The organism is Streptomyces sp. CY-1, assembly GCF_047218265.1.
In the GTDB taxonomy this organism is placed as follows: Bacteria; Actinomycetota; Actinomycetes; order Streptomycetales; family Streptomycetaceae; genus Streptomyces; species Streptomyces niphimycinicus.
Map to the genome: position 1 here is coordinate 2,686,756 of NZ_CP178393.1, position 24,387 is coordinate 2,711,142.

Genomic DNA, 24,387 nt, shown 5'->3' on the forward strand with positions numbered 1-24,387 from the left:
TCCGGCTCCCACAGATCCGTACGTGACAGTCTCCCGTCATACGGCTCTTGTCATCCTGGTCACCACACTCGGGCGGGTTCGTTCACCCATGCCCAGTGGGAAAAGAACCGAGGTGCACGTTCCACCGCGTCCCACCATGCACGCATGGTTACCGACCAACTCCGCCTCAACCGTCGATACTTTCCGCGCAACCACCGGACCATATAGGCATTGATCCGTTTCAGGAGAGGAAACAAGGCCGACTTATTGTAGGCCCCGTAGCACTGCATCCATCCCCGCACGACCGGATTAATCCAGTCCGCAAGGTCTCGTGCCTCACCCTGAGCCCAGCGGTGAAGTCGCCAGGACCGCACCACCTTGCCCATCCGCTTGAGAGCCGCAGCCGAGGCTGCCGGAGAGAAACTCCGAAACAGTCCGGTCCTGCCATCCACGGTGCGCTTACGGAAGTCGAACCCCAGGAAGGTGAATCCCTCTTGCTCGAACGAGCTTTTGCGATTCGCGTCCTTGCAGTAGACAATCCGCGTCTTTTCAGGGTGCAACTGAAGGCCGACCCCACTCATGCGCTCCTCCAATGCGGACAGTACCACCCTTGCCCCTGCGAGGCTTCGGCAGTGAATGACCGCATCATCGGCATAGCGCTCGAACGAGGCGTGCGGGAAACTCCGCGTCAGCCACATATCGAACGCGTAGTGCATGAACAGATTCGCCAGGACCGGAGAAACCGCTGAGCCCTGCGGCGTGCCCATCGTGCGCTCCCGCAGAGTGCCATCTGCCTCTTGCAGCGGGGCCGAGAGCCACCGCTTGACGTACAGCAACACCCACGGAAGACCACACACCGAGCCCACCGCCCGGAGCATCAGGTTCCACGGAACCGAATCGAAGAACGCCTTGATGTCCAGATCGATCACCCAGTCGTACTTCCAGCACCGCGCCCGGCACGTCCCCACCGCGTCAATCGCCCCACGCCCTGGGCGGTAGCCGTATGAGTCGGAGTGGAAGATCGGTTCGACCTTCTGCTCCAGCACCAATGCCACCACCGTTTGCGCCACGCGATCACCGACAGTGGGTACTCCGAGCGACCTGACACCACCCTGCGCTTTCGGGATCTCCACCAGACGTACCGGCGGTGGAAAGTAGCACCCAGAGGACATTCGATTCCAGATCTTGTACAGGTTTCCCTGGAGATCCTTCTCGAACTCCGCAATAGATACCGCATCCACGCCGGGTGCACCTTTGTTCGCCCTGACCTTCTCCCAAAGCCTCCATCACTTGCCACTTTGAGATATCAAACGGCTTGCCTGATGCTTTCAACTCATCCATACCATTCCTCCCGGAGCACTTCCGGTTGATCGAATGAATAAGTCACGGACGACCCAGCCCCTTCGCTCCGCCCCCATTACAGGGACTTCCTCACTACTACGAGCTGGTCCGCCAGCGCGCCTGACAACGGGTCACGCGCGCTTTCTCCTGTTCCGCACAGATCCCGCAGATCGGACTCGCGCCACCTTCACGCCGGACACCACCTGGCCAGTAAGCGGATCGCCCGCCAGGCTCATCCCGGAGCGCCTTCAAGCCCCGGTTTCGATGTCATCCAAGCATTTCGACGCATCAGCAGTGGTTCGCTCGCGCTCGCCTTCCCGATCCCCACCTGACGCCTCACCGGGCGCCTTTTCCTCCCTCGCTCACCACGACGGTCTTCAGCCAACGCAGCGGGAGGCGGTTTGGAGCCTCTCTCCGCAGAGCGACTCCGAGGGGCCAAAACCCTCATCACCTGTGCAGCACCATCTGATGCCTACCGACCTATCCGGCAGTCACCACCCGTTCAGGACACACGAAGGCCGCGGCTTTTTTCAGGATCTCGATCGTCTTCTGCTGTTCGATGTTCTGCCGGCGCAGCCGCTTGAGCTCCTCGCGCTCCACGCTGGTCAGCTCACCCGCCCCGCCCTCACCGCGGTCGATCCGGTCACGCTTGACCCAGCCGCGCAGGCTCTCCGGACTCACGCCCAGATCCCGCGCGACCTCCGTGATCGTCTTGCTGGAGGAGCGGGCCAACGCGATCGCGTCCCGCTTGAACTCCTCCGAATACCGCTTCGAGTACTGACTACCCACCTGGCACTACTTCCTCTGGAACCTCAGGTTCCAGTCTCCAGGTGTCCACTCACAAGGGGAAGCTTCACTACTACGTTCTCCCCGAAGGCGAGGCATGGTTCGCCAACTCCTCCATCGGCCTGTGGCTGCGAACCCTGCACCACTACGGCTTGCACGTCAGCGAGTCCGAGATCCTCAGCGATCCGGATGACCGTGAGGACGAAGCCCTGGCTGAGCTCGGTGTGCTGGCTGACGAACTCAAGAAGATCGATCCCCCTGCCTTCGACGGCTACATCGGGTTCATTTGGGCCGAGTTCCTCGATCGCTGGCTCTGGTAGTTGCTCACCGCCGTCACGTTGCCCGAATCGATCACTCACCGTGTGCGGGGCGTCCAGCGGCCGCGAATACGCGACACCTCAACATGAGCTCACCAGTCCCGGGGCCGGTGCCCGCGTCCAGAAGTGGCCCCCACAGGCGCGGCGTAGGGGCGCGGCGTGCGCAGCCGGTCGTCGCTTGGTGGCAGGGTGTAGAGGACACCGCAAGAAATACGACAGAGGATGTCGGTCTTTGTGGAGACAGTGGGGGCGCCGGTCGGTGTCGTGGTGGCGCGGGCCGGGACAACGGACAGACAAGGACCCTCATGCGCGAAACACCCGACGACCTCCACCGGCTCCAAGCCCTCCTTGACGCCTCGCTCTCCCGCTCCACGGCGCACCTGCGGTCGATCATCAGCAGCAAGCGCACACTCACCGCCGAGCAGCTCACTCGCGTGCTCACCGGCATGTGCACGCTCGCGCTGTCCACCGTGACGGCGAAGGGCGAGCCGCGGATCAGCGGCGTGGACGGGCACTTCCTGCACGGAAAATGGCACTTCGGCACCGCGCGCGGCGCCGCCAAGGCCCGGCACCTCGCCGCCCGGCCCGCCGTCAGCGCCGCGCACATGCGCGGGGAGGACCTGGGCGTGTTCACACACGGCACCGCGGAGACCCTCAACCCCCACCGCGGCGAACCGGCTGCCGACTGGCCGGACCTGCTCGCGTACTTCCGGGACTTCTACGGCGACGACGCCTTCGACTGGGACAACGACGTGGTCTTCTACCGGCTGCATCCGCAGTGGATGGCCGTGTTCGCCCCCGACCTCGCCAAGCTCGGCGGGAAGGCGGACGAGGCGTGACACCGGACATGCGCTTCCCGGCCCCACACGCCGCCGGGGCCGGCAAGACCCGCGACACCATCGACACCCTGCACAGCGAGGCCCAACTGCGGTACCTGGAGGGCCCTTCGCCCTTCGTACGCCAGTACATCACCCAGCGCAACCGCCCCAAGGCCGACCGCATCCTCGGCTCGGCGCCACGCTCGCGGTCGACCAGCGCCGCCTGAACCGCAACCCCCGCTCCACTGTCGCGGGAGGGGCCGCCCGATAGCCGGGTGTGAGTAGTTGCAGTAGAGGAAGTGCCGCCGAGATTGAATGGCCGTTGAGACCAGGCGGGGGTCAGTGCCCCAGAGCCGCCTTGGCGGCCACGATGACCAGACCGAGTAGCAGGTTGACGACGCCCTCGCCGACCGCCATCCGGCGGGACGCGCCCGCGTTGATCGCGCCGAGGGTCGCCCAGGCCACCTGCTGGGCGATCGCGACGGCGAGCACCAGCCAGGCCGTGCCGGACAGGCCCAGGCCGAGCACCGGACTGAGCGCCGCCGCCACCGCAGGCAGCACCGCGGCCTCCACGATGGGCCACTCGCGCCGGGCCACCCGCCGCACCACCCGGCGGCTGATCGGCCTGCCGACGATCCGTTCACCGGCTACGTGCGCGTACACGTGCGCTGCCCAGAAGACCACGCCCGTCACCAGCAGCAGCACGATCAGCTGAAGCCGCGGGAAGTCGCCGGCCGCACCGGCGGTGGCCACCACCGATGCCGCGAGCAGCGAACCATAGACCGCACCCGCATAGTCCGTCCGACGAGTGCGGACCCGCTCCTTGCGCGCGGGTCGCCCCGCCGGGGCCGGAGAACTGCTCACCGACCCAACATAGGCGCCGGTACCGGATACTTCGGTGAACGGCGCCATCCGCTCAGGCCGCGCCCGCGGAGCAGGTCTCGCGGCTCAGTCGTCAGGCTGTGCGCCAGGCGTCACCGGGCGTGTTCCGGGAGGCCCGCCAGCGTGGCAAGCTGATAGCGTTTAACCAAGGTCCATGCAGTCCGGGTGGCGTCCTCCACCCATGCCTGCCCTGCGGCAGACAGGCCGTTCATTGCTCGCATCCACTTGGTGACCCGCTCCTGCGGAGTGCGCTTGTTGTCCTTTCCGAGGTACTTGAGCACGTACACCGCGAGATAGTCCACGTCCCCTGCACTTCCCTGACCGCGGAGGACGGGCCTGAGCCGGAAAGCGAACTTACGGCCGAGTACGTGCCCAGATACCGGGCGAGGTCTGCCGGGTGCATCGTCTGCAGTTGTTGGACCCGCAGTCTCGTCAGCACAGCCCCTTGGAGTGGGGGCTGCGCTGTGCGAAGTGATGGAGCGGGATGGCGCCACTCCACTGAATGTCAGTGGAGCGCGGACTGATGCTGGGCGAGCGGCGTGACGGTGATGTCCAGGTACGGGAAAAGTGGCAGTCCCCACAGGATTTCGTTGAGCCGGTCGTTGTCGGCGACATCGAAGACGCTGAGGTTCGCGTACTGCCCCGCACAGCGCCACAGGTGCAGCCACTCGCCGCCGCGCTGGAGCCGCTGGGCGTACTCCTTCTCGGCGGCGAGGGCCGTGGCACGGGTCTCGGGGTCCAGGTCGGGCGGGAGGTTCACGGTCATGTGGACGGCGAAGAGCATGGCGATCTCCCGTCGGTCAGGAGGCGGCGTCGAGGACGAAGCCGTGGGTGACTTCGCACCGGCCGTCTCCGGTGGGCCAGGGGTCGATCACCAGCGCGTCCGGCGACCCCCTGGCCAGCCCGCGGCGGAGATGAGTCGTCCGCAGGAGCCGCCGGTGGGGATCTGGTACGGGGCGGGCCGGATCGTCGTGACCGCGAACCGGCCCTGGTCGTCGGCGACCACGCTGCCGCGCAGGTTCCACTCCGGGATGCCGGGGGCGAACCGCGAGTACAGCCCTTCGTCGTCCGTCTGCCACATCTCCAGCCGCGCGCCGGCCAGGGGGTCGCCGGACGCGCTGGTGACCTGCCCCTGGAAAAGGAGTTCGGCACCCGCCTCTTCGTCGCCAATCGGCAGGGTGGAGACGTTGGGGAGTTCGGGAGCACCGGGGACGTGGTACGGGCCCTCGATCGTGCCCTTGATGCCCCGGCGGGTGGCGGCGGCGACCTCCTCGACGACGTGCTCGACCCTGTGGGTGCCGGGAATTATGTCACCCGGGAGACCTGCTGGTTTGGATCTGTCAAAGCTCAGCAGGCCGCAAGCCGTTCTCAGGCAGCATTGCCCTTGCCGGAAATCTCATCCGCCCTGGTGGGGACCGCTTCCTCGGATTCCCGAGACCTTAGCCGCGGTCGCTCGAGCCGACACTCTCGCGCAGCTGCTGTCAGCACGTCATGATGATCGATCGTGCTGCTGCGACTGGCTTACTTGGGTATGTCCAACGCGTTCGCGATGCTTCGCCTGCTGCCGATGACCGACCGAGATAAGGACGCGGAGATCCTCGCCCTGCGCCACCAGATCACCGTGTTGGAACGCCAACTCGGCAAGGAAAAGGTCCGGTTCACGCCGAGCGATCGGGCATTCCTGGCGGCGCTGCTGCACCGGCTGCCACTTCATGTCCTGCGAAGATTACGGCTGCTTGTACGCCCTGACACGGTGCTGCGTTGGCACCGCACCCTCGTCGCGCGCCGCCATGCCGCCTCCTGCCGGCCCAAGCGTCCGGGACGGCCGCGCACGGTGCGCTCGATCCGCGTCCTGGTGCTGCGGCTGGCGAAGGAGAACCCGAGCTGGGGGTACAGGCGTCTGCACGGCGAGCTGCTTGTGCTGGGGGTAAAGGTGGGCGCGTCCACCGTCTGGGAGATCTTGAAGGAGGCCGGCATCGACCCAGCACCCGAGCGGAACTCCAGTAGTACTTGGGCCACCTTTCTTCGCTCTCAGGCTGATGCCCTGCTGGCATGCGACTTCATGGAGACCATCACTCTGTCGGGGGTACGGATGTACGTGCTCGTGGTGATCGAACACAACAGTCGCCAGATCCGAATCCTGGGCGCCACCACGCAGCCGACCGCCTCCTGGGTAGCGCAAGCGGCGAAGAACCTGGTCATGGACCCCGAAGACCTCGGCTACCGGGCACGGTTCATGATCCGGGACCGGGACGGGAAGTTCCCCGCCCTCTTCGATGACGTCCTCAAGGACGCGGGGATCGACGTCGTCCTCAGCGGCATCCAGATGCCACGAATGAACTCGATTATGGAGCGCTGGATACAGACCTGTCGCCGCGAGCTCCTGGACCGGACATTGATCTGGAACCAGCGACATCTGCTCCACACCTTGCGCGAGTTCGAGCAGTTCTACAACGGACACCGACCACACCAGGGCATCGCCAACGCCAGACCGCTACAGCCCTTGCCCCCGCCGATCGACGACCCGGACGCGATAGCCCACCTCGCCATACGCCGGCACGATCGCCTCGGCGGCATCCTCCACGAGTACCGGAATGCCGCGTGACCTGCACGGATGAGGTTTTCGGCAAGGGCACCCGCCCTGGCCACCGGTCTGCACCCGTACCTGGCCATAGCCGCGCCACCAAGACCCTGCGCCACTCGACACTGGCCACCACGGTCAACCTCTACGGCCACCTGCTCCCCCACGCCGCCCGCGACGCCGTCGCCGCCATCGACACAGCCCTGGAACGCGCCGACCGCAAACACGCCACCGGCGATCCTGGCGGAGCGTCAGAACAGCGGGCGGCCTGAACCCTCCGCCTCCCCCGCTCTCCCTTAGGCTTCTCCGTGCTGCGGTGCCCCTGGCCAGGGGCACCGCGAGGGCGGTGCCTCAGCGTTCACCGGGTGTCATCACGTCGCCATCACGTGTCACACGAACGCAATCAGCGGGTCTGCCATTACTGGCAAACCCGCTGGTCACACCGTCGGGACGACAGGATTTGAACCTGCGACCCCTTGACCCCCAGCCGCGCGGCAACTCTCCGCGACGATCCGTACCGCACCGTAGTGCTCGGTTCGGAACCGTACCGCGCCCTTGCGCGCCTACGGAGAACGCGGCCATCAGCCACTCCCCCATAGCAACAGCCACGCCATGCGACGGCTTGCGGAGCGGACAAGGGTCTCCCACGGCTACCGCGCCCGCACGGTAGGGTACGACGAGCAACCCTGCACTGGAGGTCATCGTGAGTGCGCAGCCAGACGGCCCGTATGGACCCCTGATCCCCATGCCCGACCTCACCCCTGACGCACTGCGCACGGCTGTCGCCCGGATCGCTCCCAGCAGAGTCCCTGCGCTCACTCAGCACCTGTTCGAGGCGACTACAAACGCACAGCAGACACAGAGCCTCGCACCCCTGCGGGCTTTCGTCCACTCATGGGCCGTGTTCGTCGCCATCGAGCGGCACCCGGAACGCGCCGCCCGCCTCCGTGAACTCGAGCAGATCGTCGATATGGCCGAACAGGACCCGACGGCGGCCATCCACGAAATTCAGCAGATCCGTAAGGCCGCGGAGGCCGAGGCGGGGCTGTGACCGACTGGACCTGGGAGTACAACCCGAGTGAGGAGTACGTCGCCGACGGACTTGCGCCAGGTGTCGTAGCAGAGGTCGAGCGACTGGCGACCGAACTCGCCACGCTTTGAGTCGACGCGGCAAAGGTGGGTCGGCCCTTCGACCGAGAAGGCGGACTCCGAGAATTCGACATTCTCGGCGGACGCGGCTTCATCAACTTCCTCTCAGTACCACGCCATCACTGCATCTATATCTGCAACATCACCTGGTACGGATGACGTTGCTCTCGTTCCAGCGCCGTTGTTGAGGCCGCCGAGGATCCAGGTGGGCTCGATGCCTCGGGTGTGCAGTTCATGCGACTGTGCTTGCCGAGAATGCCATCAGCCCGGATCGGAGCGGGGTGCACCGAGTCCCGACGGTCGTCGGCCACAGTCGCTCGTGCAGACGCTCACGCGTGGCCGGTGGTCCACGCGAGATGAAAATCGTGTGCCGCTCGAAAAGTCATCGCTGCACGTCATGCCGCATGTCTGTATTCGTTGATGAGGCCGCCGAGGATCCGGGTGCGCAGGACTTTATGGATGTGGAGGTCATACGCCGCGGCGAGTTGTTCATGAGCGTCGGGTGGGAGCTGGCAGCGGGCCTGATGAGGTCGGTGCTCGTTGTAGTGCCGCTCGTAGGCGGCGAGGACGTGGCGCGCCTGGGCCTCATTCATGATCAGGACGTGGTCGAGGGCTTCGCGTCGGATGCTGCCGATGATGCGTTCACAGTGCGCGTTCGTGCGGGGAGCTTGTGGCGCACTTTTGAGGATCTCCATCTCCTCGGACTGGAAGATGGCGTCGAACGCCTCGCCGTACTTGCCGTCGCGGTCGCGCAGCAAGAAGCGCAGGTTCTCGAAGCGTACGCCCAGGTCGGATGTGAGGTTCCTGGCTTGCTGCACTGCCCAGTCCCGTGTTGGGCGGGCGGTGACCCCGGTGATGTGCAGCCGCCGGGTGCCGTGCTCGAGGAACGCCAATGCGTACAACCGCCTGCCGAGGGCGGTGTCGATGTGGAAGAAGTCTGCCGCGATGATGCCCTCGGCTTGCGCGGTCAGGAACTCGCGCCAGGTGGGACCTGAGCGACGCGGCGCGGGGTCGATGCCGGCCGCGTTGAGGATCTCCCAGACCGTCGAAGCTGCGATCCGATACCCGAGTCGGCTCAGTTCACCTTGGATCCGCCTGTGCCCCCACTGCGGATTCTCCCGGGCCAACCGCACAACGAGTGTCTTGATCGCTGCCGGGGTGGGTGGGCGTCCGGTGCGTCGGCGCGCGGTGTAGTCCCACTTCGCGGCGATGAACCGACGATGCCAGGCGAGCAGGGCGCCGGGCGTGACAGGGAAGACCCTGAGCCAGTGGCGTCGAGGTATCAGCCCGGACAGGGCTGCGAACCAGAACCGGTCAGCACGCTCATAGCGGACCGGTCCGGTCAACTGGCGGCGCAGGACCGCGTTCTCGTGCCGCAGCACCAGCAGTTCCGCGTCCTTCGCCGTCCCACGACGGAGGAGCACCGATGGAACCGTCAGCAGCTTCCGGGTTACCTTGTACAGCAAAGACACGATCACCTACGCATGATCCCAGCGGCCCGACCACACCCCGCTCACCTGCGGCGATGACTTTTCGAGCGGCACACGGTGCGGCGTGCAGCCCAGATCATCGCCGAGGGCCGCATCGGACGACCGCTCAACGCGCGGGTCGTGTCGACCTCGTCCGCCTTCGGAGCGGCGAGCACCTCAGCGTACGAGTACTTCGAGAAGGAGGAGTCCGGCGCTTCCCTGCTGACGATCACCGCCGGCCACACCCTCGACCTCGTCGAGGGTGTGCTCGGCGAGATCACCGCGGTGGACGCCCGCACCGAAACTCTGTGGCCGCACCCCCAGCTCCTCGACACAGGTGGACAGGCACGCAGGGAAGTACCCGACCATGTCGATGTCCTGGCCCGGACCACGACAGGAGCGATCGTGACCGCCGATGTCGTCGGCGGTGTGCCGCCCGAGGACGCGGACTTCCGGTTCGAACTGCGCGGCACCGACGGATGGCTCACGCTCACCGGCGGCACCCTCTACGGAGTGCAAGGCGGGGACCTCAGCCTGGCCTCCAGCATCTCCTTCGCCGCCCCCGACAAGCCCGCGGCTCCTGCCACCACCGCAAGCCCCGCGCTGAACGTAGCCGAACTCTACGCATGTCTGGTTCGCGACCTGCAGACGGGCAGCCGGTCCGCACCCGATTTCGCCCACGCGCGGCACAATACCGACCTGATGGCGGCCGTGTCCCAGGCCGCGCGGTCTGGGCGGCGCTGGACGTCCGCGAACAACTGACGATCCGGTGACCCCCTGGACAACGAAGAGCGCCACCGGGCTGCCGGACCCCGAACCGGCTGCGCGGCAGCTCCTGCCCCGCCGCCTCCCACCAGGCAGCGGTCGTGCGGGCGCCGAGCCGTATCTGTTTCCACCGACACTCGGCGATGAAACGTTCGGTCCTGTCCCGTGGCAGCTCATTGAGGTTTGGCCAGTTCATCGACTCAGGGCGGGGGTCTCTCCTTCTTGAGGACTACCCAGCAACGCCCGTCTTCGACTCAAGGCCGGAGCAGTAACGGGCATGCGGTCGGATGTCTGAGATTTCGCCGGCACAGACGATGGAAGCCACAGCGAAATCCCGTTGATCCACCTCGGCGGGCCCTCGGCATCTTCCGGTCCAACGACCCCATACGACAGGAGCACTTCATCGTGACCGCCTTCCCCTCCAGCGCTCCCACCACGGCCCGCCCTGCCGTGGCCGCGGCCCGCGCAACGGCCCTGACCAAGGTCTACGGACAGGGCGAGACCCAGGTGGTCGCCCTGGACAGCGTCTCTGTCGGGTTCCGGCAGACCGAATTCACAGCAATCATGGGACCTTCGGGATCCGGCAAGTCCACGCTCATGCACTGCATGGCCGGACCAGGCAGTGGCATTGCCCTGACCGCGACGCCTGAGCGGCGCCATGCACCGGTACCTGACTTCCCTCTCACCGCGGCGACTGCCAGGGCGCCGCCCGGGTCCTGTCCCCGTCCGACGCCGTCGCACGCCGTTCGCACGGTGCTGGTCACGGCCACGGACGTGCGGAACCTCGTCGACACACCGAGCGGACGACCAGATGGCCATCCGCCCTCCCCGGCATCGATAAAAGTCCGGGAAGGCGGCCTGCGACGGTACCCCAACCCGGGGCGACCGCGCCGCCGATGGGGGGCGTGGGTTTGGTGTTGTTTGGTGTTGCGGCTGTTCGCATGGGCAGTAAAAGTCGTCTGGGTTCTCTGGCTGTGGTGTGGGGGACGGACCACCGCCTTCGAGGCGGCCGTACCGTTTCTCCTCAGGAGGTTGGATTGATCCCCGGGCTTGGATTCGACGTACTCGGCGAGATGCGCGCCTATCGGGACGGCACGGAGCTGCCCCGGCTGGGGGCACCGCAGCAGCAGGGCACTTTGCTGGTTCTCCTACTGCTGGCGGGCCATGCCGTGTCGATGACCCAACTCGTCAAGGCGCTGTGGGGCGAGGAGCCCCCCGCCGCGGCCGTACGCAGCATCCGGACCCACATCTGGCGGCTGCGCGGCCTCCTGGGCAGCGAGGGCTCGCCCGCGCACGAGCTGCTCTCCGTGGGGGATGGCTACCGCCTGGACATCGACGCATCCGCCGTGGACGCCAACCGTGCGGAGGCGATGCTGAAGAAAGCCCTGCGGCTGCGGCTCGCCGGGCAGTCCGACACGGCAAGCGACATACTCGACGAAGCCATGGACCTGTGGCGCGGCAATCCGCTGGCCGGCGTGCCGGGCCCCTTCGCCGAACGGCAGCGTGACAGGCTCTCCGAACTGCGCCTGACCGTCACCGAAGAGCAACTGGAACTCGACCTCGCCCGTGGCCGCCACCAGATGACCATATTGCGCTTACGGGAACTGGCCGACGCGTATCCCCTTCGCGAACGGCTGCACGGCCTGCTGATGCGGGCCCTGTACGCGGCGGGACGCCAGGCCGACGCCCTGGCCGTGTTCAACGCGACCCGCGCCCTTCTGGTGGAGGAGTACGGTCTCGAACCCGGTCCCCAGCTGACGGAGCTTCACCAGCGGATTCTGCAGGGGGACCTGCTTCCGGCGACCGTCACCGAGACGGTGACGGTGACGCCGCCCGGCTCGGCCCGTCTCGTCCCCGCGCAACTGCCGCCCGACCTGCCGGACTTCACCGGCCGGACTGCCGAGATCGACGAGTTGTGCGAGCTGCTGACCGGGAGCCGGGGCAGCGCGCCGGCCGTCGTCTCGCTCACCGGTATGAGTGGGGTGGGCAAGAGCGTGCTGGCTGTGCACGTGGCGCACCGAGTGCGCGACGCCTATCCCGACGGCCAGTTGTTCTGGGGCCTGAGGGGCACCGGCGACCGTCCGGCGCACAGCAGTGAGGTGCTGGCGGGGTTCCTGTCCGCACTGGGCGTGGAAGCGGTGCCTGCTGGCACGGCAGCCCGCTGTCGGATGTTCCGCTCCCTGCTGGACGGCAGGAAGATGCTCCTGGTGCTGGACGATGCACGCGATGCGGACCAGGTGCGGGACCTGCTGCCGGGGTCGTCCAGCTGCGCCGTGGTCGTCACCCACCGCGCGCGGCTGGCCGGGCTGCCGCTCACCCGCCAGCTGGGACTGCGTTCCTTCAGTCACCACGAGGCATTGGAACTGCTCGGCCGGACCCTCGGGCGGCACCGGCTGGAGCGGGAACCCGACGAGGCGTTGCTCCTCACCGAGGCCTGCGGCGGGCTGCCGCTGGCGCTGCGCATCCTGGCGACCCGTTTGGCGGCCCGTCCGGACTGGTCCCTCGCCGTCATGGGCGAGCGGCTCGGCAACGAGCGGCGTACCGTCGCGGAACTGCAGGTGGGCGGACTCTCCGTGAGCAACGCCCTGGAACCGGGCTACCGTAGGTTACCGTCGGAGCAGGCACGCGCCCTGCGGCTGCTCGCGAGGGGCACGGGTGAGCAGATCACGGTCTCCGCCGCCGCGACGGTGCTCCACGCGGACCGGTTCGCGACGGAGGACCTCCTCGAGGCGCTCGTGGACGCGGTGCTGCTGGAACCCGCGACGCCCGGCAGCTACACCATGCACCCCCTGGTCCGCCGCTTCGCCCGCCATCACACACGGGCGGAGGAGACCGCGAAACTTCGCACGGTGCCCGCCTTGTCCGCCGCCTCGCGGCGGACCACGTACGTCGTGTCCCGGCCGGAATGACGGTGGCCCCCGAAGGTGCCGGGGCCCGCGGGCGTGGGCGCCATCGCAGGTTCCCGGACCGGTCCGTACGGACGAAACGGTCTCCGTCGCACGCAGCGTGGCCCGCAGCCCCCACCTGTGGTGGCGAACACCGCGAGGAAGTCCTCCAACTGCTCGTGCGGATGAACGCTGTTGCGTGCGACCGCGACCGCGTCAGTCCCCCGGACTGCGACGTCGGCCGGGCAGGAGGCCGGCGGGCACGCCTCGTTGCGGCCGGGTACCGAAGGCCCACGTACGGAGCGCCCCGTGCATACCGCGGCCGGCGGCTGTCCGGGGTCCGGGGTCCGGTCCGAAGAGGGCCGCCGGGAGCAGGCCCCGCCAGCCGCCGCAACGCGTCCGGGCCGAGGCGGATGCCACGGCGCGAAAGCCCGTGCAGGGCCACGAAGAAGAGGCGAGGGAACCCTACGACACCAGCCCCGCTCCCGACCCGTTCGCCCCTACGGCCGGACCGCCGATTGGACAGGTGGCCGAGCGGGGGCGTTCGTGTGGCTCAAGGCCCCGGTGCGGTGCCCGGTCATCGGACTGGTGGGAGGCCGGGAGACACGCCACCGCATTCCAACCGGCTCACGCCGCGAGGTGGGATCGCCGCAGCCGCGCCGCGAGATCCGCAGTGTGCGTGCGACGTCGCAGGGCGCGGGCGGTGCCCAGGAACGGCTGGGTGTCCCTGCGGAACGTGAGGGCTGGTTCACAGGGCTGCTCCTGAGCCCTTCTCATCGGCCGCCCTCCTCCTGATAGGCCTCGGCCTGAGTCCTGTACAGCTCCGCGTAGTGGCCGCCTGCGACCAGTAGCTCGGCATGGGTGCCCTGTTCGCTGACGCGGCCGCCGTGCAGGACCACGATGTGGTCGGCTCCCCGAACGGTGGAGAAGCGATGGGAGACCAGGAGGGTGATCCGGCCGGGGTCCGCACCCGCCTGCCGCATGAACAGTTCGTACAGTTCGTGCTCGGCCAGCGGGTCGAGGGCGGCGGTGGGTTCGTCCAGTACGAGCAGCAGCGGGTGTCGGCGCATCAGGGCGCGTGCCAGGGCCAGGCGTTGCCACTGCCCCTGGGAGAGTTCCGCTCCTCCGTAGACCGTGCCCAGTTGGGTGTCCAGGCCGTCGGGCAACCGGTTGATGATCGGGTCGGCCCCTGCCTCGTGCACTGCACGGGCCACCTCCTCCCGGTCGTCCATCGCGTCCGGATCGCCGATCCCCACGGTGTGACGGACGGGCAGCTGAAAACGGACGAAGTCCTGGAAGGCGCCGGTGAGACGGCGGCGCCAGGCCATGGTGTCCAGTTCGTCCAGCGGAACGCCGCCGACCTCGATCCTCCCTGCGGTGGGCGCGTACATCCCGCTCAGCAGTTTGATCAGGGTGGTCTTGCCCGCACCGTTCACCCCTACTACGGCGATGGTGGATCCGGGCCGCAGCGTGAGGTTCACCCCGGACAGGACCGGCTCCTGCGAACCGGGGTAGGTGAAGGCGACGTCCTGCACCTGGATGCCGTCCTCCGGCATGTGAGGGACAAGGTGGGTACCGGTGGGCCGCTGCCGGCGAGCGTAGGCCAGCAGCCACATGTAGTGGCCGGTGGTGTCGCCGGCCTCGGCGACGCGGGAGTAGCCGGAGACGGTGCCGCGGATCTGGAGACGCAGCTGGGTGCCCAGAGTGATGACCAGCATCAGATCCCCGAGCGAGGCCGCGTCCCGGGCGACCAGCCAGGTGGTGAGGACCAGGGCTGCGATGAACCCGGCCGCATAGCAGACCCAGCCGGTGAGCTGCCAGCCGATCGCCCCGAGCCGGGCCTTGAGGACGACGGTGACCGCGCGGGTGCGGGCGGCGTGGGCGGTCTCGTCCAGGACGGCACCGGCTCCGGCCAGGTAGATCTCCTTACCCGTTTCGGGTGTCAGGAACATGCGGTGGATCCGGTCCTCGAGACGCTGGTCCTCGGCCGTGGCGGCACGGGCCGCGGCAAGGCTGCGTTTGGCCCGCTCGGCCGCCCACAACGGGGGGAACGCAAGCAGCGCCAGGACGGCGAGGGCCGGGTGGACACCGGCCAGGAGCCACACCGACAGCCCGGCGCTGATCACGTCGATCGCGGTGTCGCTCAGGGACCAGCAGGAGCCGGCCAGTGCGCCGGTCTGGCGGCGCAGCAGCTCAAGGCGGTTGAGGTAGCCGGGACGTTCGAGGTGCTCAAGGGTGGGGATGGAGGCGGTGGCGGTGAGGATCTCCCGGTTCACCTCGAGGTCCACGCGGTCGGTGAGGTCGTGCTGGTAGTTGTACCGGACGCGGTTGCCCGCCGCGGCGGTGACATGACCGGCCACCCCGATCAGGACAGCTAGGACCAGGGCACCGAGCGGATGCCCACCGGCGCTCTGCGCCGCGTCGACGACCCGGCGCTGGCTCAGGCCCGTGGCCGCGACCGCGCCCGTCTGGGCGAGGGAGAGGGCGACGACCACGCCCACCACAGGAGGGTCGATACGCCATGCCAGGGCGAAGGTGTGGCGCGCGGTCCGCAGGGTGCCAGACCCGGACCTCGCCGCGCCTGCGGAGCTCTTCGCACTCATCGTGCGGCTTCCTTCTCTCCGGTGCGGGGCCCGGTGTCGGTGAAACGGGCGGCCTGGATCCTGAAGAGGCGGGCGTACTCACCGCCGTCGTCCAGCAGTTCGCGATGGGTGCCCTGCTCGGTGACCTGCCCAGCCTCCAGGAGGACGATCCGGTCCGCCTGACGCACCGTCGACAGGCGGTGCGAGATGAGCACCACCGTCGCCCCGGTGACCTCGGCGACGACCTGACGGTAGAAGCGGGCCTCCGCATGGACGTCCAGGTGGGCCGTCGGCTCGTCCAGGACCAGCAGGTCCCGGCCGTGTTCGACGGCAAAGACGGCGCGCGCGATCGCGACGCGCTGCCACTGGCCGCCGGAAAGATCCGTGCCGCCGGTGCGGTCGGCGCTGAGCAAAGTGTCATAGCCGTCGGGACTCCGGTCGGCGAGGACGTCGACGCCGGCGCGGCGCGCGGCGGCTCGGATCCCCTCCTTGTCGTGGCGGTGTTCGGGCGCCGAGAGGGCGATGTTGTCAGCGAGCGAGAGCGGATAGCGGTTGAAGTCCTGGAAGACGACCGCGACGCGCTTGCGCCACGCCGACGCCCCCGCCGCGTCCAGGGGCCGTCCGTCGACCAGCAGACGGCCGGCGGTCGGGAGGTAAAGGCCGGACAGCAGTTTGATCAGGGTGGTCTTGCCGACGCCGTTGTGCCCGACCAGTGCCAGCACTTCGCCGGAACGGACGGTCAGGTCAAGACCGTCGATGACCCGGTGCTGACTGCCGGGGTAGGCGAAGACGAGCCCTTCGGTGCGCAGAGTCGCCGGGGCACCCTCTTCCGGGGTGGCCGACGGCTCGCCGGCCTGCTGGACATCGGTGCCGGCGGACGTGGCGATCCCGTGTTGCGTGGTGTTCAGACGCTCCAGCGCGCGGACCGCGCCGAGGCCGTACTCGATGTCGAATGCCTCGCGCCCCATGGAGGCGATCTGGAAGACGCCCCATGCGGCAACGATCACAGTCATCAAGGCGCTGACGGAAAGGTCGCCGCGCGCGGCGGCCAGCCCCGGCAGGAGCAGCGCGGAGCCGGCGGCGATCGCTGCCAGCAGAGCGATCCAGCCTTGCTGACGCAGGATCTCACGGCGAGCCGACCAGATCGTTTCCGCCCAGGCCAGCAGTTCGTGAGTACGCCGCCGGACCACCCACTCGTGCAGGCCGAAAAGACGGACCTCCTTGGCGGCCGGCCCGGTCGAGGCGACATCACTCCAGTACTCCGCCCGGCGCCGCATGCTCTCGCGCTCGTCGCGCACCTCGGCGAGGTGCACCCACCAGCGCCGGATCAGCGCCCGGTTGACGGCGCAGACCACCAGCAGGACGACGGCGAGCCAAGGAGAGAAGGACACGGCGATCACGGCGGCGGAGCCCAGCGCCCCTAGAAAGCGGAAGCACAGACGGAGTTGGCCCACCGCCGCGGTTCCCGGTGATCGGACCCGGCCCTCGCCGACGTCCGAGGCACGTGCGGCTTCATCGGCGAAGACCGGGTCCTCCAGGTGCGCCATGCTCGACGGTGCCATGGCCAGGCGACGGACCCGACGCCGTATACGCGCGTCGATGCGTCCGGCGTTGTACTGCTCCAGGGTTCTGCCCAGCGAGGTGAGGATCTCGTCGGCCACCAGCAGCGCGGAGACGGCGATCAGCGGCCACGCCACTGCCGAGACGGTTTCCCGCCCGGTGGCGGCGCCGGTGAGTCCGGCCACCAGCCAACCGGTGGCCACCGCGGTGAGCGCGGGCACCGCCGCCGCCCACAGGTGGACCAGGACGAGGAGACCGCTGACACGGCGGTCGGCTGCGGAGAGCCGCAGAAGGTCGAGACGGTCTGTGAGCAGGGACTTGGTGAGGGGTGTCGTCCCGCCCGCACCTCGATCGGTGGACATCCTGTTCAACCGTCCCCCAGAGGATCCGTACCCGTCGGAGACGGGCGTTCTCGTTGCGAAGCCGTCCACCGACGGGTTCGCCAGTCCGTGACGTCGTCCGACGGTCCGGGAAGGTGGGCCGGAGAGGGCTCTGTGCCGGCAGTCGTGGTACTCATCGGCCGAGCGATTCCCGGTGCGGGGCACAGAGCTCCGCCACAGCACGCAGGGGCCACGGTCCCAGCAGATCGTCCGGGGTGGGTCCCGCGAATCCCAGCGACGCGAGATGCTTCACCACTGCTGGTGCCATGACGGCGGTTCCTCCCTGTTGCGCGTAAGAAAGATCCAGATCGACCTCGGCGTCGTCCATGGCCGCCAACAGGGCTGTCGTCAGCGCCCGGTCGCCCGTCCCGGCGGTCCGACGGTCCGAGTCGCGGTGGACGGCGGACGCGGTGGCTGTGCCGGGCGCGATGTCGGTGGGCAGCGAGGCGCCGGGTTCCAGCGGCCTGTCGCGCCATTCGAACTCATGCGGGCAGATGAGGTCCGTTTCCTCACGCAGCGCGGCCAGGATGCGAGCTCGCACTTCCGCCTGCCTGCCCGGCTCGCCGACGAGCCGGGCAACGAGGGCATGTTCACGTGGGGGGCGTTCCGCGACGCGGACCGAAGCAGCTTCGACCCCCTCGACCGTGCGGATCAATCGCTCCAGTTCGGACGTGTTCACCCAGCTGTGATCAATGTGGACCCAGCCCTCGCCGTAGTGTGAGACCGGTAGTCTGAAACGCTCCACCACCTCCGTCACCGTTGTGTTCGCCAGGTCCGGTTCGTCCGCCCAGGCCATCAGGAACCGTTCCATCCCGGTCAGCATCCTGTCGATCTGGTCCTGCCCGATCACGGTCCGGTGTCCGATGAGGTCCAGGATCGCTTCTCCGTCCTTCGGGTAGCTCCTCAGGCAGAGATCGGTGTATTCATCGCGCCACAGGCACTCAAGCCTCTTGATGGAACTCGGCCGGACCTCTGCGGGGTGGGTCGGGATGCCGGGGCCCTGCAGCGCCTCCTTGAATCGGCTGCTGCAGTTGATGATCGTGCCCAGCCGGATCGGGTGACCGCGCTGTGCCTCCACTCGCGCTTTCAGGTCCCGGAACCGCAGATATGAGTACTGTGCATGCCTGGCTCCTACGAGAGTGCGATGCTCGGTTTCGGTCATCAGCTCGCCGATGGTGACGTCCGGTAATGGGTTCACAGAGACCAGCGCCTCCTGGAAAAAGCAACCGACCGAGTTCTCAAGCTCCTGGAACCGGTTTGAAAAGTTGGTTCTGAAGACGACCCTGGGGTTTCCAGAGAGCGCGGCGACAGCTACGGAGAATATGGTGGACAGCATGGAGGACACACTGGATCCGGATTTCCTGTCCGTTTTTCGCAGGGCCAGGAGGAGTCGAGAGGACCGAAGGGACGACCGCTGGTAGCGATTCCCGGCCTCCGCATGCGGGTACGCGCCCGCGGTGGAACGAAAGCGGGGAAACTGCGCCGCCGGCGCGGAGGACAGAACATCCTCGCAGTGTCGCAGGGCCCTGTCATTCCGTGCATCGCGCATGCCTGATTCCTGCTGCCGTGCGAGCGACGACGGCTGCACCTTCACCTGTCGCCGTTCAGCGGCTGCCCGAGGGCCCGCACTCCGCGAGGAGAGGCCAAGATCCCTTTCCAGTTCCGCTCGTACGACAGAGAGGCTCGCCCCATCAGCCGAGATGTGGTTCAGCAGCAGTACGAGCGTTTTTACGCGTTGGTTCTCCATCGTGAATCCCAAGCGGAGCGGGAGATCCGCGGACTGATCCATAGGCGGGTCGAAGAGGGCATGAAAGACTACCTCGACCTCTTCCGGCCCGTCGCCGTCCCGACGGACCGGAAGAGGATCCTCGAATCGATCGAGTACCAGTTGAAAGGGGACACCGGAGCAGTCGGTCGGATAAAGGGTCCGCAGGGCCTCGTGCCGGAACATCAGGTTTCGTACGGCATCGACCACCGACTTTTCCGAGGCGCCCGGTCCCGGTATCCGGATGGTAAGCGGAATCTTCGCGCTGTCGACGACGGGGAGGGGGAGATGATACTGGTACCAGTACATCTCCTGAGACCACATCAGAGGGACTCGAACCCCCTCGGCAGGAGACGACATATGCGGTTCCCTACTCATGGAGTCCTGCCGGCGAGTCATTTTTCTCCTTTCGACAAGAGCAGCGCACACGAAAATCCACGACGTTCACGAGATGTCCGGTCCTGCCGGTCTGCCGGCCTTCGTACGGGCAAAGACGTGCTCGACGTGGGCGCGGACCTGTGCGGGGAACTGTCGCGTTCCTCTTTCCGGGCCGGGCATCGCCCGGTCCGGGTCGAGAGCGGCACAGCGCAGTCGGCGCTGCGGAACGCCGGCGTATCCGCCTCAGGCGGGTTCACAGCAACGTGACGCCGCGGTCGAGCAGGCACAGCGCTCCGTTGGCCGTCCACAAGCGGTCGTTGGAGTAGTTCAGCGCGGCGGAACGCAGATCCCGCAGCGTCCGCTCCAGTGGGACGGGCGAGTCCGCGCCGTAGCCGACCGCCAGTCCAGCGAGCTGCACCATGCGGTCGACCGCCTGATAGGTCAGCTCCGAAGCGGCTGTCTTCAGGGAGTTGAGGTGGATCTGCACCTCGGCGGAGTCCGGCCGGGACCGGTCGGCGCGTACTCGCTCCACCTCTTGGCGCACCCCGCCGAGGTATCCGCTGACCAGTTCCAGGTCGAGCCTTATCCGGCCGAGGCGCTCGTGCACCAGGGGCGAGGAGAGGCGGTCGCGCTGCTCCCTGCTGAGCCAGCGCAGCAGGGCGGAGAAGGAGGAGCGGGCGGCGCCGAGCCAGCAGGCGCTCCAGGCCAGGTGTCCCACCGGGATCATGCTGTCCAGGGCGACCTCCCGGAAGCCACCGGGCGGCCCGACGACCTGGTCCGGGGGCACCGCGCCGGAGAGTTTCAGCGCCCCGCTGGCCGTGCCCCGCATCCCCAGGGTGTTCCAACCGCCGGTTGCCTCGACCGTGAGCGCGTCGCGGTCGGCGTAGACCAGGCTGACCGCGTGCCCGTCCGCGTGGGCCGTCTCGCGCATGGTGATCAGGAAGCCGTCGGCGTGCTCTCCTCCGGTGACCACCGGGGCCTCGCGCCGCAGCAGGATCTCCTCCTCGATGCCGCGCTCCAGAGCGTCGGCCGCGGAGAGCAGGTGGCCTCCGGTCACCGTCCCGGTGGTGACGGAGGCCAAATACACCTCGCCGGCGGCCACCCGCGGCAGCAACTCCGCGGCCAGACGCGGGCCGGCGTGTCGGACCAGCACGTCGGCCTGCTGGCAGTGCATCGCCCAGATCATCGCCGTGGAGAGGCAGGCTCCGGCGAGGCACTGCGCCACCGTGACCAGGTCGGCCAGGTCGCGGCCCATGCCTCCGTACCGGCGGGGTATCAGGAAGCCGAGGTAGCCCGCACTGCGCAGGGCCGCGAGGTTCTCCTCAGGGAAGCATGCGGTGCGGTCGACGCCCGCGGCGTTGACCGCGAGCAGGGCGACCAGCGCGTCCAGGTTGTCCTGCGTCCTGCCGTCGCAGGCCGGTCGGGCGGGGATGGGGCGGGTGCGGGACTCAGACAAGGGGAGTCACTTTCTCCGAGCTGATGACCAGGCGGCGGGCGCTGTGGATCCGGGCGCCCTCGACGACGACCTCGACCGGGCCAGTGTGGCTCAGGAAGCCGAGCAGACTGGCGGTCGGGCCGTAGGCGCCGGTGTTGGGCACGGCGAGCAACTGCCCCGGCCGCGGATCGACCAGGCGGGCCGAGGCGTTGAGCACGTCCAGCGGGGTGCACAGCGGGCCGGCCAGCGTCACCGCCGTCTCCTCGCCGGCGCCGCTCCCGCCAACGGTGAAGGGCTGGGCACTGGGCGCCATCAGGCGGCCGAGGCCGGCCATCCCGCCGAGCACGTGCACCCCGGCGTCCAGCACCACGAAGGTCCGGCCGCCGGATGCCTTGACGTCCAGGATCCTGGTGAGCAGGGTGCCGGCGGTGGCCGTCAGGTAGCGGCCCGACTCGAAGAGGATACGCGGCCTGCCCCGGCGCCAGCCCGGGAATGCCGTGTCCAGCTCACCCTTGAGGCCCGCAGCGAGGTCCGGATGGCGGGCCAGCGCGCCCGGCCGTGCCATGGGTGCTGGAAACCCACCGCCGAGTGCGAGCAGTCGCGGGGCGAACTCTGCCGCGCCGCACACGGTACGGACGGCGGCGAGGGCGCTGCGGAACTCCTGGAGCAGCGCGGCGGGCTCGTCGACGTTGGTGGCGCTGAAGGTGTGGGTGCCCACGGGGCGGACCCGGCCGCGGGCCCGCAGCAGTGCGGCGATCTCCTGCCGGTTGGCCAGGTCGGTGCCGAACGCGGTGGGCCGCCCGGTCATGCGCAGGGCGCCGCGCGCGCTGCCTCGGGGGGTGTTGAGCCGTACGAGGTATTCGGCGTGGACACCCAGCATGTGGCAGGCGTCGGCCAGCCGGTCCCGGTCGACCAGCGACTCCACCGAGAAACAGCGCACCCCGGCCGTCAGGGCCCCGACCAGGTGCTGGAAATCCTTGCCCGGTCCGGTGTACATGATCTTTTCTGGTGAGCAGCCGGCATCGAGGGCGGCTGCGAGTTCGCCGGGTGAGCTGACCTCCGCACCGTTGCCACCGGTGACCAGCCGGCCGACGACCGCCGGATGCGGATTCGCCTTCAGCGAGTACATCAAGCCGCTGGGGACGGGCAGATCCGCGGTGAGCGTCGCGGCCGCGACGCTCACCGCGGCCAGTTCGTAGACGTATGCCGGTGTGCCGTAATCCTGGGCGATCCGGCTGAGCAGGTCGGGCATCACGGTGTACCCGGGGCGGCTCATCGCTGCCACCCCCCTGTGCGCAGCGCCACACGGTCCACCTTCCCGTGGGCCGTACGAGGCAGCTCCGCCAGCACGACGCAGCGGTCCGGCGCCCGCGCGGCGCCAAGTCGCTCCACCAGTGCCCGCAGCACCTCGTGCGCCGCGAGATCCGTGACCGCCCAGACGGTCAGTACGCCGGCGGCGTCGGGCGGCGCCGTGGCGGCGGCCCTCACCCCCGGAACGTCCAGCAGAGCCGTCTCCAGCTCCAGGGTGCTCATCCGCCAGCCACGGTGCTTGAAGATGTCGTCGCTCCTGCCGAGGAAGTACAGCCGCCCGTCCGGATCGATCCGGCCCGTGTCGCCCGTGTAGACGGCCGTGCCGTCGCCGTCCGGGGCCGGGCCGAAGCGGTGCGCGGTCTCCTCGGGGGCGTTCCGGTAACCGGCCATGACGTGCGGACCCGCCGATACGATCTGGCCGGCGGTGCCTGGCGGTTGCGGGCGGCCGTGCTCGTTGACGACGAACAGCCGGGTGCCCGGCAAGGCCCGGCCGACGGTGCCCGGGTGCGTCAGGTCTTCGTCGGGGTCGGCGATGGTGATGCGCTTGCACTCGGTCATCCCGTACATGCACACGAGGGAGCTGCCGGGGAACACGGCGCGGACCCGGGCGGCGTCGGCGCCGACGAGGGCCGCGCCGGTGTTGGTCAGCAGCCGCACCCGGGTGGGGCGCGGGTCGCGCCGTGCGAGCCGGGCCAGCGTGACACCGAGGGCAGGGACCAGGGGCAGCACGGTGGCGCCGCCCTCACGCAGCCGCGCCAGCTCGCCCGCGGACATCTCCCCCGGCGGCAGCACCAGTTCGGCGCCGGCGAGTGCGCAGAGGAAGAGCTGGTAGAGCCCGTAGTCGAAGGAGAGCGGCAACCGGTTCCAGACGACGTCCTGCGGTTGGTAGCCGAGGCGCTCGGCAATGGCGCGTGCGGCGAAGACCACCGCCCGGTGAGGGCAGACGATGCCCTTGGGGCGTCCGGTGGAGCCGGAGGTGTAGAGCAGCAGCGCCTCGTCCGACGCTCCGACCTGGTGGCGGGGCTCGGGGGCGGCGGCGGGGCGGACACCGTCGCGTAGCAGGGTGGAGACGCGGACCGCGGCACCGCCGGCGGCCGGGACCGGTCTGTCGGCGGTCGCCACGAGCACGGGCCGTGCGTCGGCCAGCAGGTGGGAGAGTTCGAAGTCGCTGCTCGCCGGGCGGGCCGGGACGAGGGAGCACCCGGCCCGCAGCACGCCGAAGAGCAGCGCGGCGAACTCCCGGCCCGGCGGCAGCACCGAGAGCACCCTGCCGCCCGGTTCGACGCCGTGCTCGGCGAGTCTCCTTGCGACCGTCCAACTGGCGGCGGAGAGCCGGCTCCAGGTCCAGGATCCAAAGGCGTCACGCACCGCGGGGCGCGGACCGTGCAGACGGGCGGCCCGGTCGAGGACGGTCACCAGGTCGACGGGGATGCCGGGGGCCGCCGGTGTGGTGGGAACGACGTCCGTCATCACTCGCCCTCCCCGCCCGGCCGGACCGAAGAGCGGCAGGGGCCGTCGTGCGCTGGTGACGCGTCGTGCCGCCCCGCCTGCACGACGCGGCCCTCGTCGAGCACGACGATCCGGCCGGTGTCCTCGACGGCGGTGAGGCGGTGCGCGATGACAACCAGGGTGGTTCCGGGCCCGCGCATAAGGGTGTCGGCCCGGCAGGACTGTGGATCGGCCGGATGCACTCGTCGGCCGTCGATTCGGTCCGGCACTACGAAGTGGCTGAAGTTCCGGAGCGGGAGCGCGCCCGGCGGCAGTCCGCGCAGTGCCTTCGGGACGGAGCACACGCCCCGGTGGCGGACCCCGAGGTCCCGGGCGCCGTCCGGGATCCGGCGGGCCTCGCGCGGTTGCCGGACGGAGACGATCACCCCGTGCAGGGCAAAGACCGCGGCCGGGCACGCGACGGTGTAGCCGGTGGTCCGCGTCTGCGGACGCACCGGGACCCGCGGCCCCCGCAGCGTGACGAGGGGGGCCCGCGCTGCCTTCCGCGGCGGCCTG

General features: G+C 68.7%; 22 protein-coding genes and 2 pseudogenes. 9 read left to right on the plus strand and 15 right to left on the minus strand.

Going from position 1 to position 24,387, the window contains the following annotated elements:
* Positions 1-59: 59 nt before the first annotated feature.
* Positions 60-1,220: a group II intron reverse transcriptase/maturase gene (ltrA, locus tag ACK1X7_RS11480; protein WP_413115054.1), complete on the minus strand. Its 1,161-nt coding sequence runs from the start codon at positions 1,218-1,220 to the stop codon at positions 60-62.
* Positions 1,221-1,800: 580 nt separating this feature from the next.
* Positions 1,801-2,109, minus strand: coding sequence for a transposase (locus tag ACK1X7_RS11485; RefSeq protein WP_385142732.1), 309 nt, complete (start codon positions 2,107-2,109; stop codon positions 1,801-1,803).
* 38 nt (positions 2,110-2,147) lie between these two features.
* Here ACK1X7_RS11485 and ACK1X7_RS11490 point away from each other — a divergent pair.
* The 3 genes and pseudogenes from ACK1X7_RS11490 to ACK1X7_RS11500 all read left to right on the plus strand — a co-directional run.
* Positions 2,148-2,426 (plus strand): annotated as a pseudogene (locus ACK1X7_RS11490) (SUKH-4 family immunity protein); the annotation flags it as partial.
* Between the two features lie 302 nt (positions 2,427-2,728).
* Complete coding sequence (locus tag ACK1X7_RS11495; RefSeq protein WP_385142735.1) at positions 2,729-3,262, plus strand: pyridoxamine 5'-phosphate oxidase family protein; 534 nt, start codon at positions 2,729-2,731, stop codon at positions 3,260-3,262.
* Positions 3,259-3,468 carry a hypothetical protein gene (locus ACK1X7_RS11500; RefSeq protein ID WP_385142738.1) on the plus strand — a complete coding sequence of 70 codons (210 nt, stop codon included), beginning with the start codon at positions 3,259-3,261 and terminating at the stop codon, positions 3,466-3,468. The genes ACK1X7_RS11495 and ACK1X7_RS11500 overlap by 4 nt, the downstream gene beginning before the upstream one ends.
* A gap of 112 nt (positions 3,469-3,580) precedes the next feature.
* Here the strand turns inward: ACK1X7_RS11500 and ACK1X7_RS11505 are convergent, their stop codons facing one another.
* The 4 genes from ACK1X7_RS11505 to ACK1X7_RS11520 all read right to left on the minus strand — a co-directional run bounded on the left by ACK1X7_RS11505 (position 3,581) and on the right by ACK1X7_RS11520 (position 5,495).
* Entirely contained in the window at positions 3,581-4,105 is a 525-nt protein-coding gene (locus ACK1X7_RS11505; protein WP_385142741.1) for a hypothetical protein, read from the minus strand.
* 110 nt (positions 4,106-4,215) lie between these two features.
* Positions 4,216-4,425 (minus strand): hypothetical protein, encoded by a 210-nt coding sequence (locus tag ACK1X7_RS11510; protein ID WP_385142744.1) that lies wholly within the window; start codon positions 4,423-4,425, stop codon positions 4,216-4,218.
* A gap of 203 nt (positions 4,426-4,628) precedes the next feature.
* Positions 4,629-4,907, minus strand: a complete 279-nt coding sequence (locus ACK1X7_RS11515) for a muconolactone Delta-isomerase (protein ID WP_385142747.1) — start codon at positions 4,905-4,907, stop codon at positions 4,629-4,631.
* 87 nt (positions 4,908-4,994) lie between these two features.
* On the minus strand, positions 4,995-5,495 hold the full coding sequence (locus ACK1X7_RS11520; RefSeq protein ID WP_413116871.1) for a hypothetical protein: 501 nt from the start codon (positions 5,493-5,495) through the stop codon (positions 4,995-4,997).
* Positions 5,496-5,627: 132 nt separating this feature from the next.
* Here ACK1X7_RS11520 and ACK1X7_RS11525 point away from each other — a divergent pair, with 132 nt between their 5' ends.
* The 3 genes from ACK1X7_RS11525 (at position 5,628) to ACK1X7_RS11535 (ending at position 7,755) form a co-directional block, all read left to right on the plus strand.
* On the plus strand, positions 5,628-6,728 hold the full coding sequence (locus tag ACK1X7_RS11525) for an integrase core domain-containing protein (protein ID WP_413115055.1): 1,101 nt from the start codon (positions 5,628-5,630) through the stop codon (positions 6,726-6,728).
* Positions 6,725-6,976, plus strand: coding sequence for a hypothetical protein (locus ACK1X7_RS11530; RefSeq protein WP_385142753.1), 252 nt, complete (start codon positions 6,725-6,727; stop codon positions 6,974-6,976). The genes ACK1X7_RS11525 and ACK1X7_RS11530 overlap by 4 nt, the downstream gene beginning before the upstream one ends.
* Positions 6,977-7,407: 431 nt before the next feature.
* Complete coding sequence (locus tag ACK1X7_RS11535; RefSeq protein ID WP_123107486.1) at positions 7,408-7,755, plus strand: hypothetical protein; 348 nt, start codon at positions 7,408-7,410, stop codon at positions 7,753-7,755.
* Positions 7,756-8,248: 493 nt separating this feature from the next.
* Here ACK1X7_RS11535 and ACK1X7_RS11540 read toward each other — a convergent pair whose 3' ends face one another.
* A complete protein-coding gene (locus ACK1X7_RS11540) occupies positions 8,249-9,331 on the minus strand; it encodes an integrase core domain-containing protein (protein WP_413115056.1) in 1,083 nt (360 codons plus the stop codon).
* A 69-nt stretch (positions 9,332-9,400) separates the two neighbouring features.
* On the opposite strand from ACK1X7_RS11540, the gene ACK1X7_RS11545 reads away from it, so the two are divergent.
* From ACK1X7_RS11545 to ACK1X7_RS11555, 3 genes and pseudogenes are all read left to right on the plus strand, one after another.
* Positions 9,401-10,084 carry a Gfo/Idh/MocA family protein gene (locus ACK1X7_RS11545; RefSeq protein WP_390793908.1) on the plus strand — a complete coding sequence of 228 codons (684 nt, stop codon included), beginning with the start codon at positions 9,401-9,403 and terminating at the stop codon, positions 10,082-10,084.
* A gap of 408 nt (positions 10,085-10,492) precedes the next feature.
* Positions 10,493-10,702: pseudogene (locus tag ACK1X7_RS11550) on the plus strand (ATP-binding cassette domain-containing protein); the annotation flags it as partial.
* Between the two features lie 422 nt (positions 10,703-11,124).
* Entirely contained in the window at positions 11,125-12,996 is a 1,872-nt protein-coding gene (locus tag ACK1X7_RS11555) for an AfsR/SARP family transcriptional regulator (RefSeq protein ID WP_413115057.1), read from the plus strand.
* 603 nt (positions 12,997-13,599) lie between these two features.
* Here the strand turns inward: ACK1X7_RS11555 and ACK1X7_RS11560 are convergent.
* From ACK1X7_RS11560 to ACK1X7_RS11595, 8 genes are all read right to left on the minus strand, one after another.
* Positions 13,600-13,749, minus strand: coding sequence for a hypothetical protein (locus ACK1X7_RS11560; protein ID WP_390793906.1), 150 nt, complete (start codon positions 13,747-13,749; stop codon positions 13,600-13,602).
* Positions 13,746-15,575, minus strand: a complete 1,830-nt coding sequence (locus ACK1X7_RS11565) for an ABC transporter ATP-binding protein (RefSeq protein WP_413115058.1) — start codon at positions 15,573-15,575, stop codon at positions 13,746-13,748. The genes ACK1X7_RS11560 and ACK1X7_RS11565 overlap by 4 nt, the downstream gene beginning before the upstream one ends.
* The gene (locus ACK1X7_RS11570) at positions 15,572-17,476 is read right to left on the minus strand and encodes an ABC transporter ATP-binding protein (protein ID WP_385142772.1); all 1,905 of its coding nucleotides are present in this window, start codon (positions 17,474-17,476) and stop codon (positions 15,572-15,574) included. Before ACK1X7_RS11570 ends, ACK1X7_RS11565 begins: the two co-directional genes overlap by 4 nt.
* 151 nt (positions 17,477-17,627) lie before the next feature.
* Positions 17,628-19,568: a condensation domain-containing protein gene (locus tag ACK1X7_RS11575; RefSeq protein WP_398161497.1), complete on the minus strand. Its 1,941-nt coding sequence runs from the start codon at positions 19,566-19,568 to the stop codon at positions 17,628-17,630.
* 322 nt (positions 19,569-19,890) lie between these two features.
* Positions 19,891-21,093 (minus strand): acyl-CoA dehydrogenase family protein, encoded by a 1,203-nt coding sequence (locus ACK1X7_RS11580; protein WP_413115059.1) that lies wholly within the window; start codon positions 21,091-21,093, stop codon positions 19,891-19,893.
* On the minus strand, positions 21,086-22,348 hold the full coding sequence (locus tag ACK1X7_RS11585) for a type III PLP-dependent enzyme (RefSeq protein ID WP_413115060.1): 1,263 nt from the start codon (positions 22,346-22,348) through the stop codon (positions 21,086-21,088). Before ACK1X7_RS11585 ends, ACK1X7_RS11580 begins: the two co-directional genes overlap by 8 nt.
* Entirely contained in the window at positions 22,345-23,853 is a 1,509-nt protein-coding gene (locus ACK1X7_RS11590; RefSeq protein WP_078640438.1) for a class I adenylate-forming enzyme family protein, read from the minus strand. The genes ACK1X7_RS11585 and ACK1X7_RS11590 overlap by 4 nt, the downstream gene beginning before the upstream one ends.
* A complete protein-coding gene (locus tag ACK1X7_RS11595) occupies positions 23,853-24,326 on the minus strand; it encodes a hypothetical protein (protein ID WP_125756106.1) in 474 nt (157 codons plus the stop codon). Before ACK1X7_RS11595 ends, ACK1X7_RS11590 begins: the two co-directional genes overlap by 1 nt.
* Positions 24,327-24,387 lie beyond the last annotated feature (61 nt).

Bases quoted from the DNA above. Each gene is read 5' to 3' on its own strand.
- ACK1X7_RS11495 (WP_385142735.1), top strand. From the start codon at position 2,729: ATGCGCGAAACACCCGACGACCTCCACCGGCTCCAAGCCCTCCTTGAC.
- ACK1X7_RS11515 (WP_385142747.1), bottom strand. From the start codon at position 4,907: ATGCTCTTCGCCGTCCACATGACCGTGAACCTCCCGCCCGACCTGGAC.
- ACK1X7_RS11560 (WP_390793906.1), bottom strand. From the start codon at position 13,749: ATGAGAAGGGCTCAGGAGCAGCCCTGTGAACCAGCCCTCACGTTCCGC.
- ACK1X7_RS11565 (WP_413115058.1), bottom strand. From the start codon at position 15,575: ATGAGTGCGAAGAGCTCCGCAGGCGCGGCGAGGTCCGGGTCTGGCACC.
- ACK1X7_RS11570 (WP_385142772.1), bottom strand. From the start codon at position 17,476: ATGTCCACCGATCGAGGTGCGGGCGGGACGACACCCCTCACCAAGTCC.
- ACK1X7_RS11575 (WP_398161497.1), bottom strand. From the start codon at position 19,568: ATGTACTGGTACCAGTATCATCTCCCCCTCCCCGTCGTCGACAGCGCG.
- ACK1X7_RS11585 (WP_413115060.1), bottom strand. From the start codon at position 22,348: ATGAGCCGCCCCGGGTACACCGTGATGCCCGACCTGCTCAGCCGGATC.
- ACK1X7_RS11590 (WP_078640438.1), bottom strand. From the start codon at position 23,853: ATGACGGACGTCGTTCCCACCACACCGGCGGCCCCCGGCATCCCCGTC.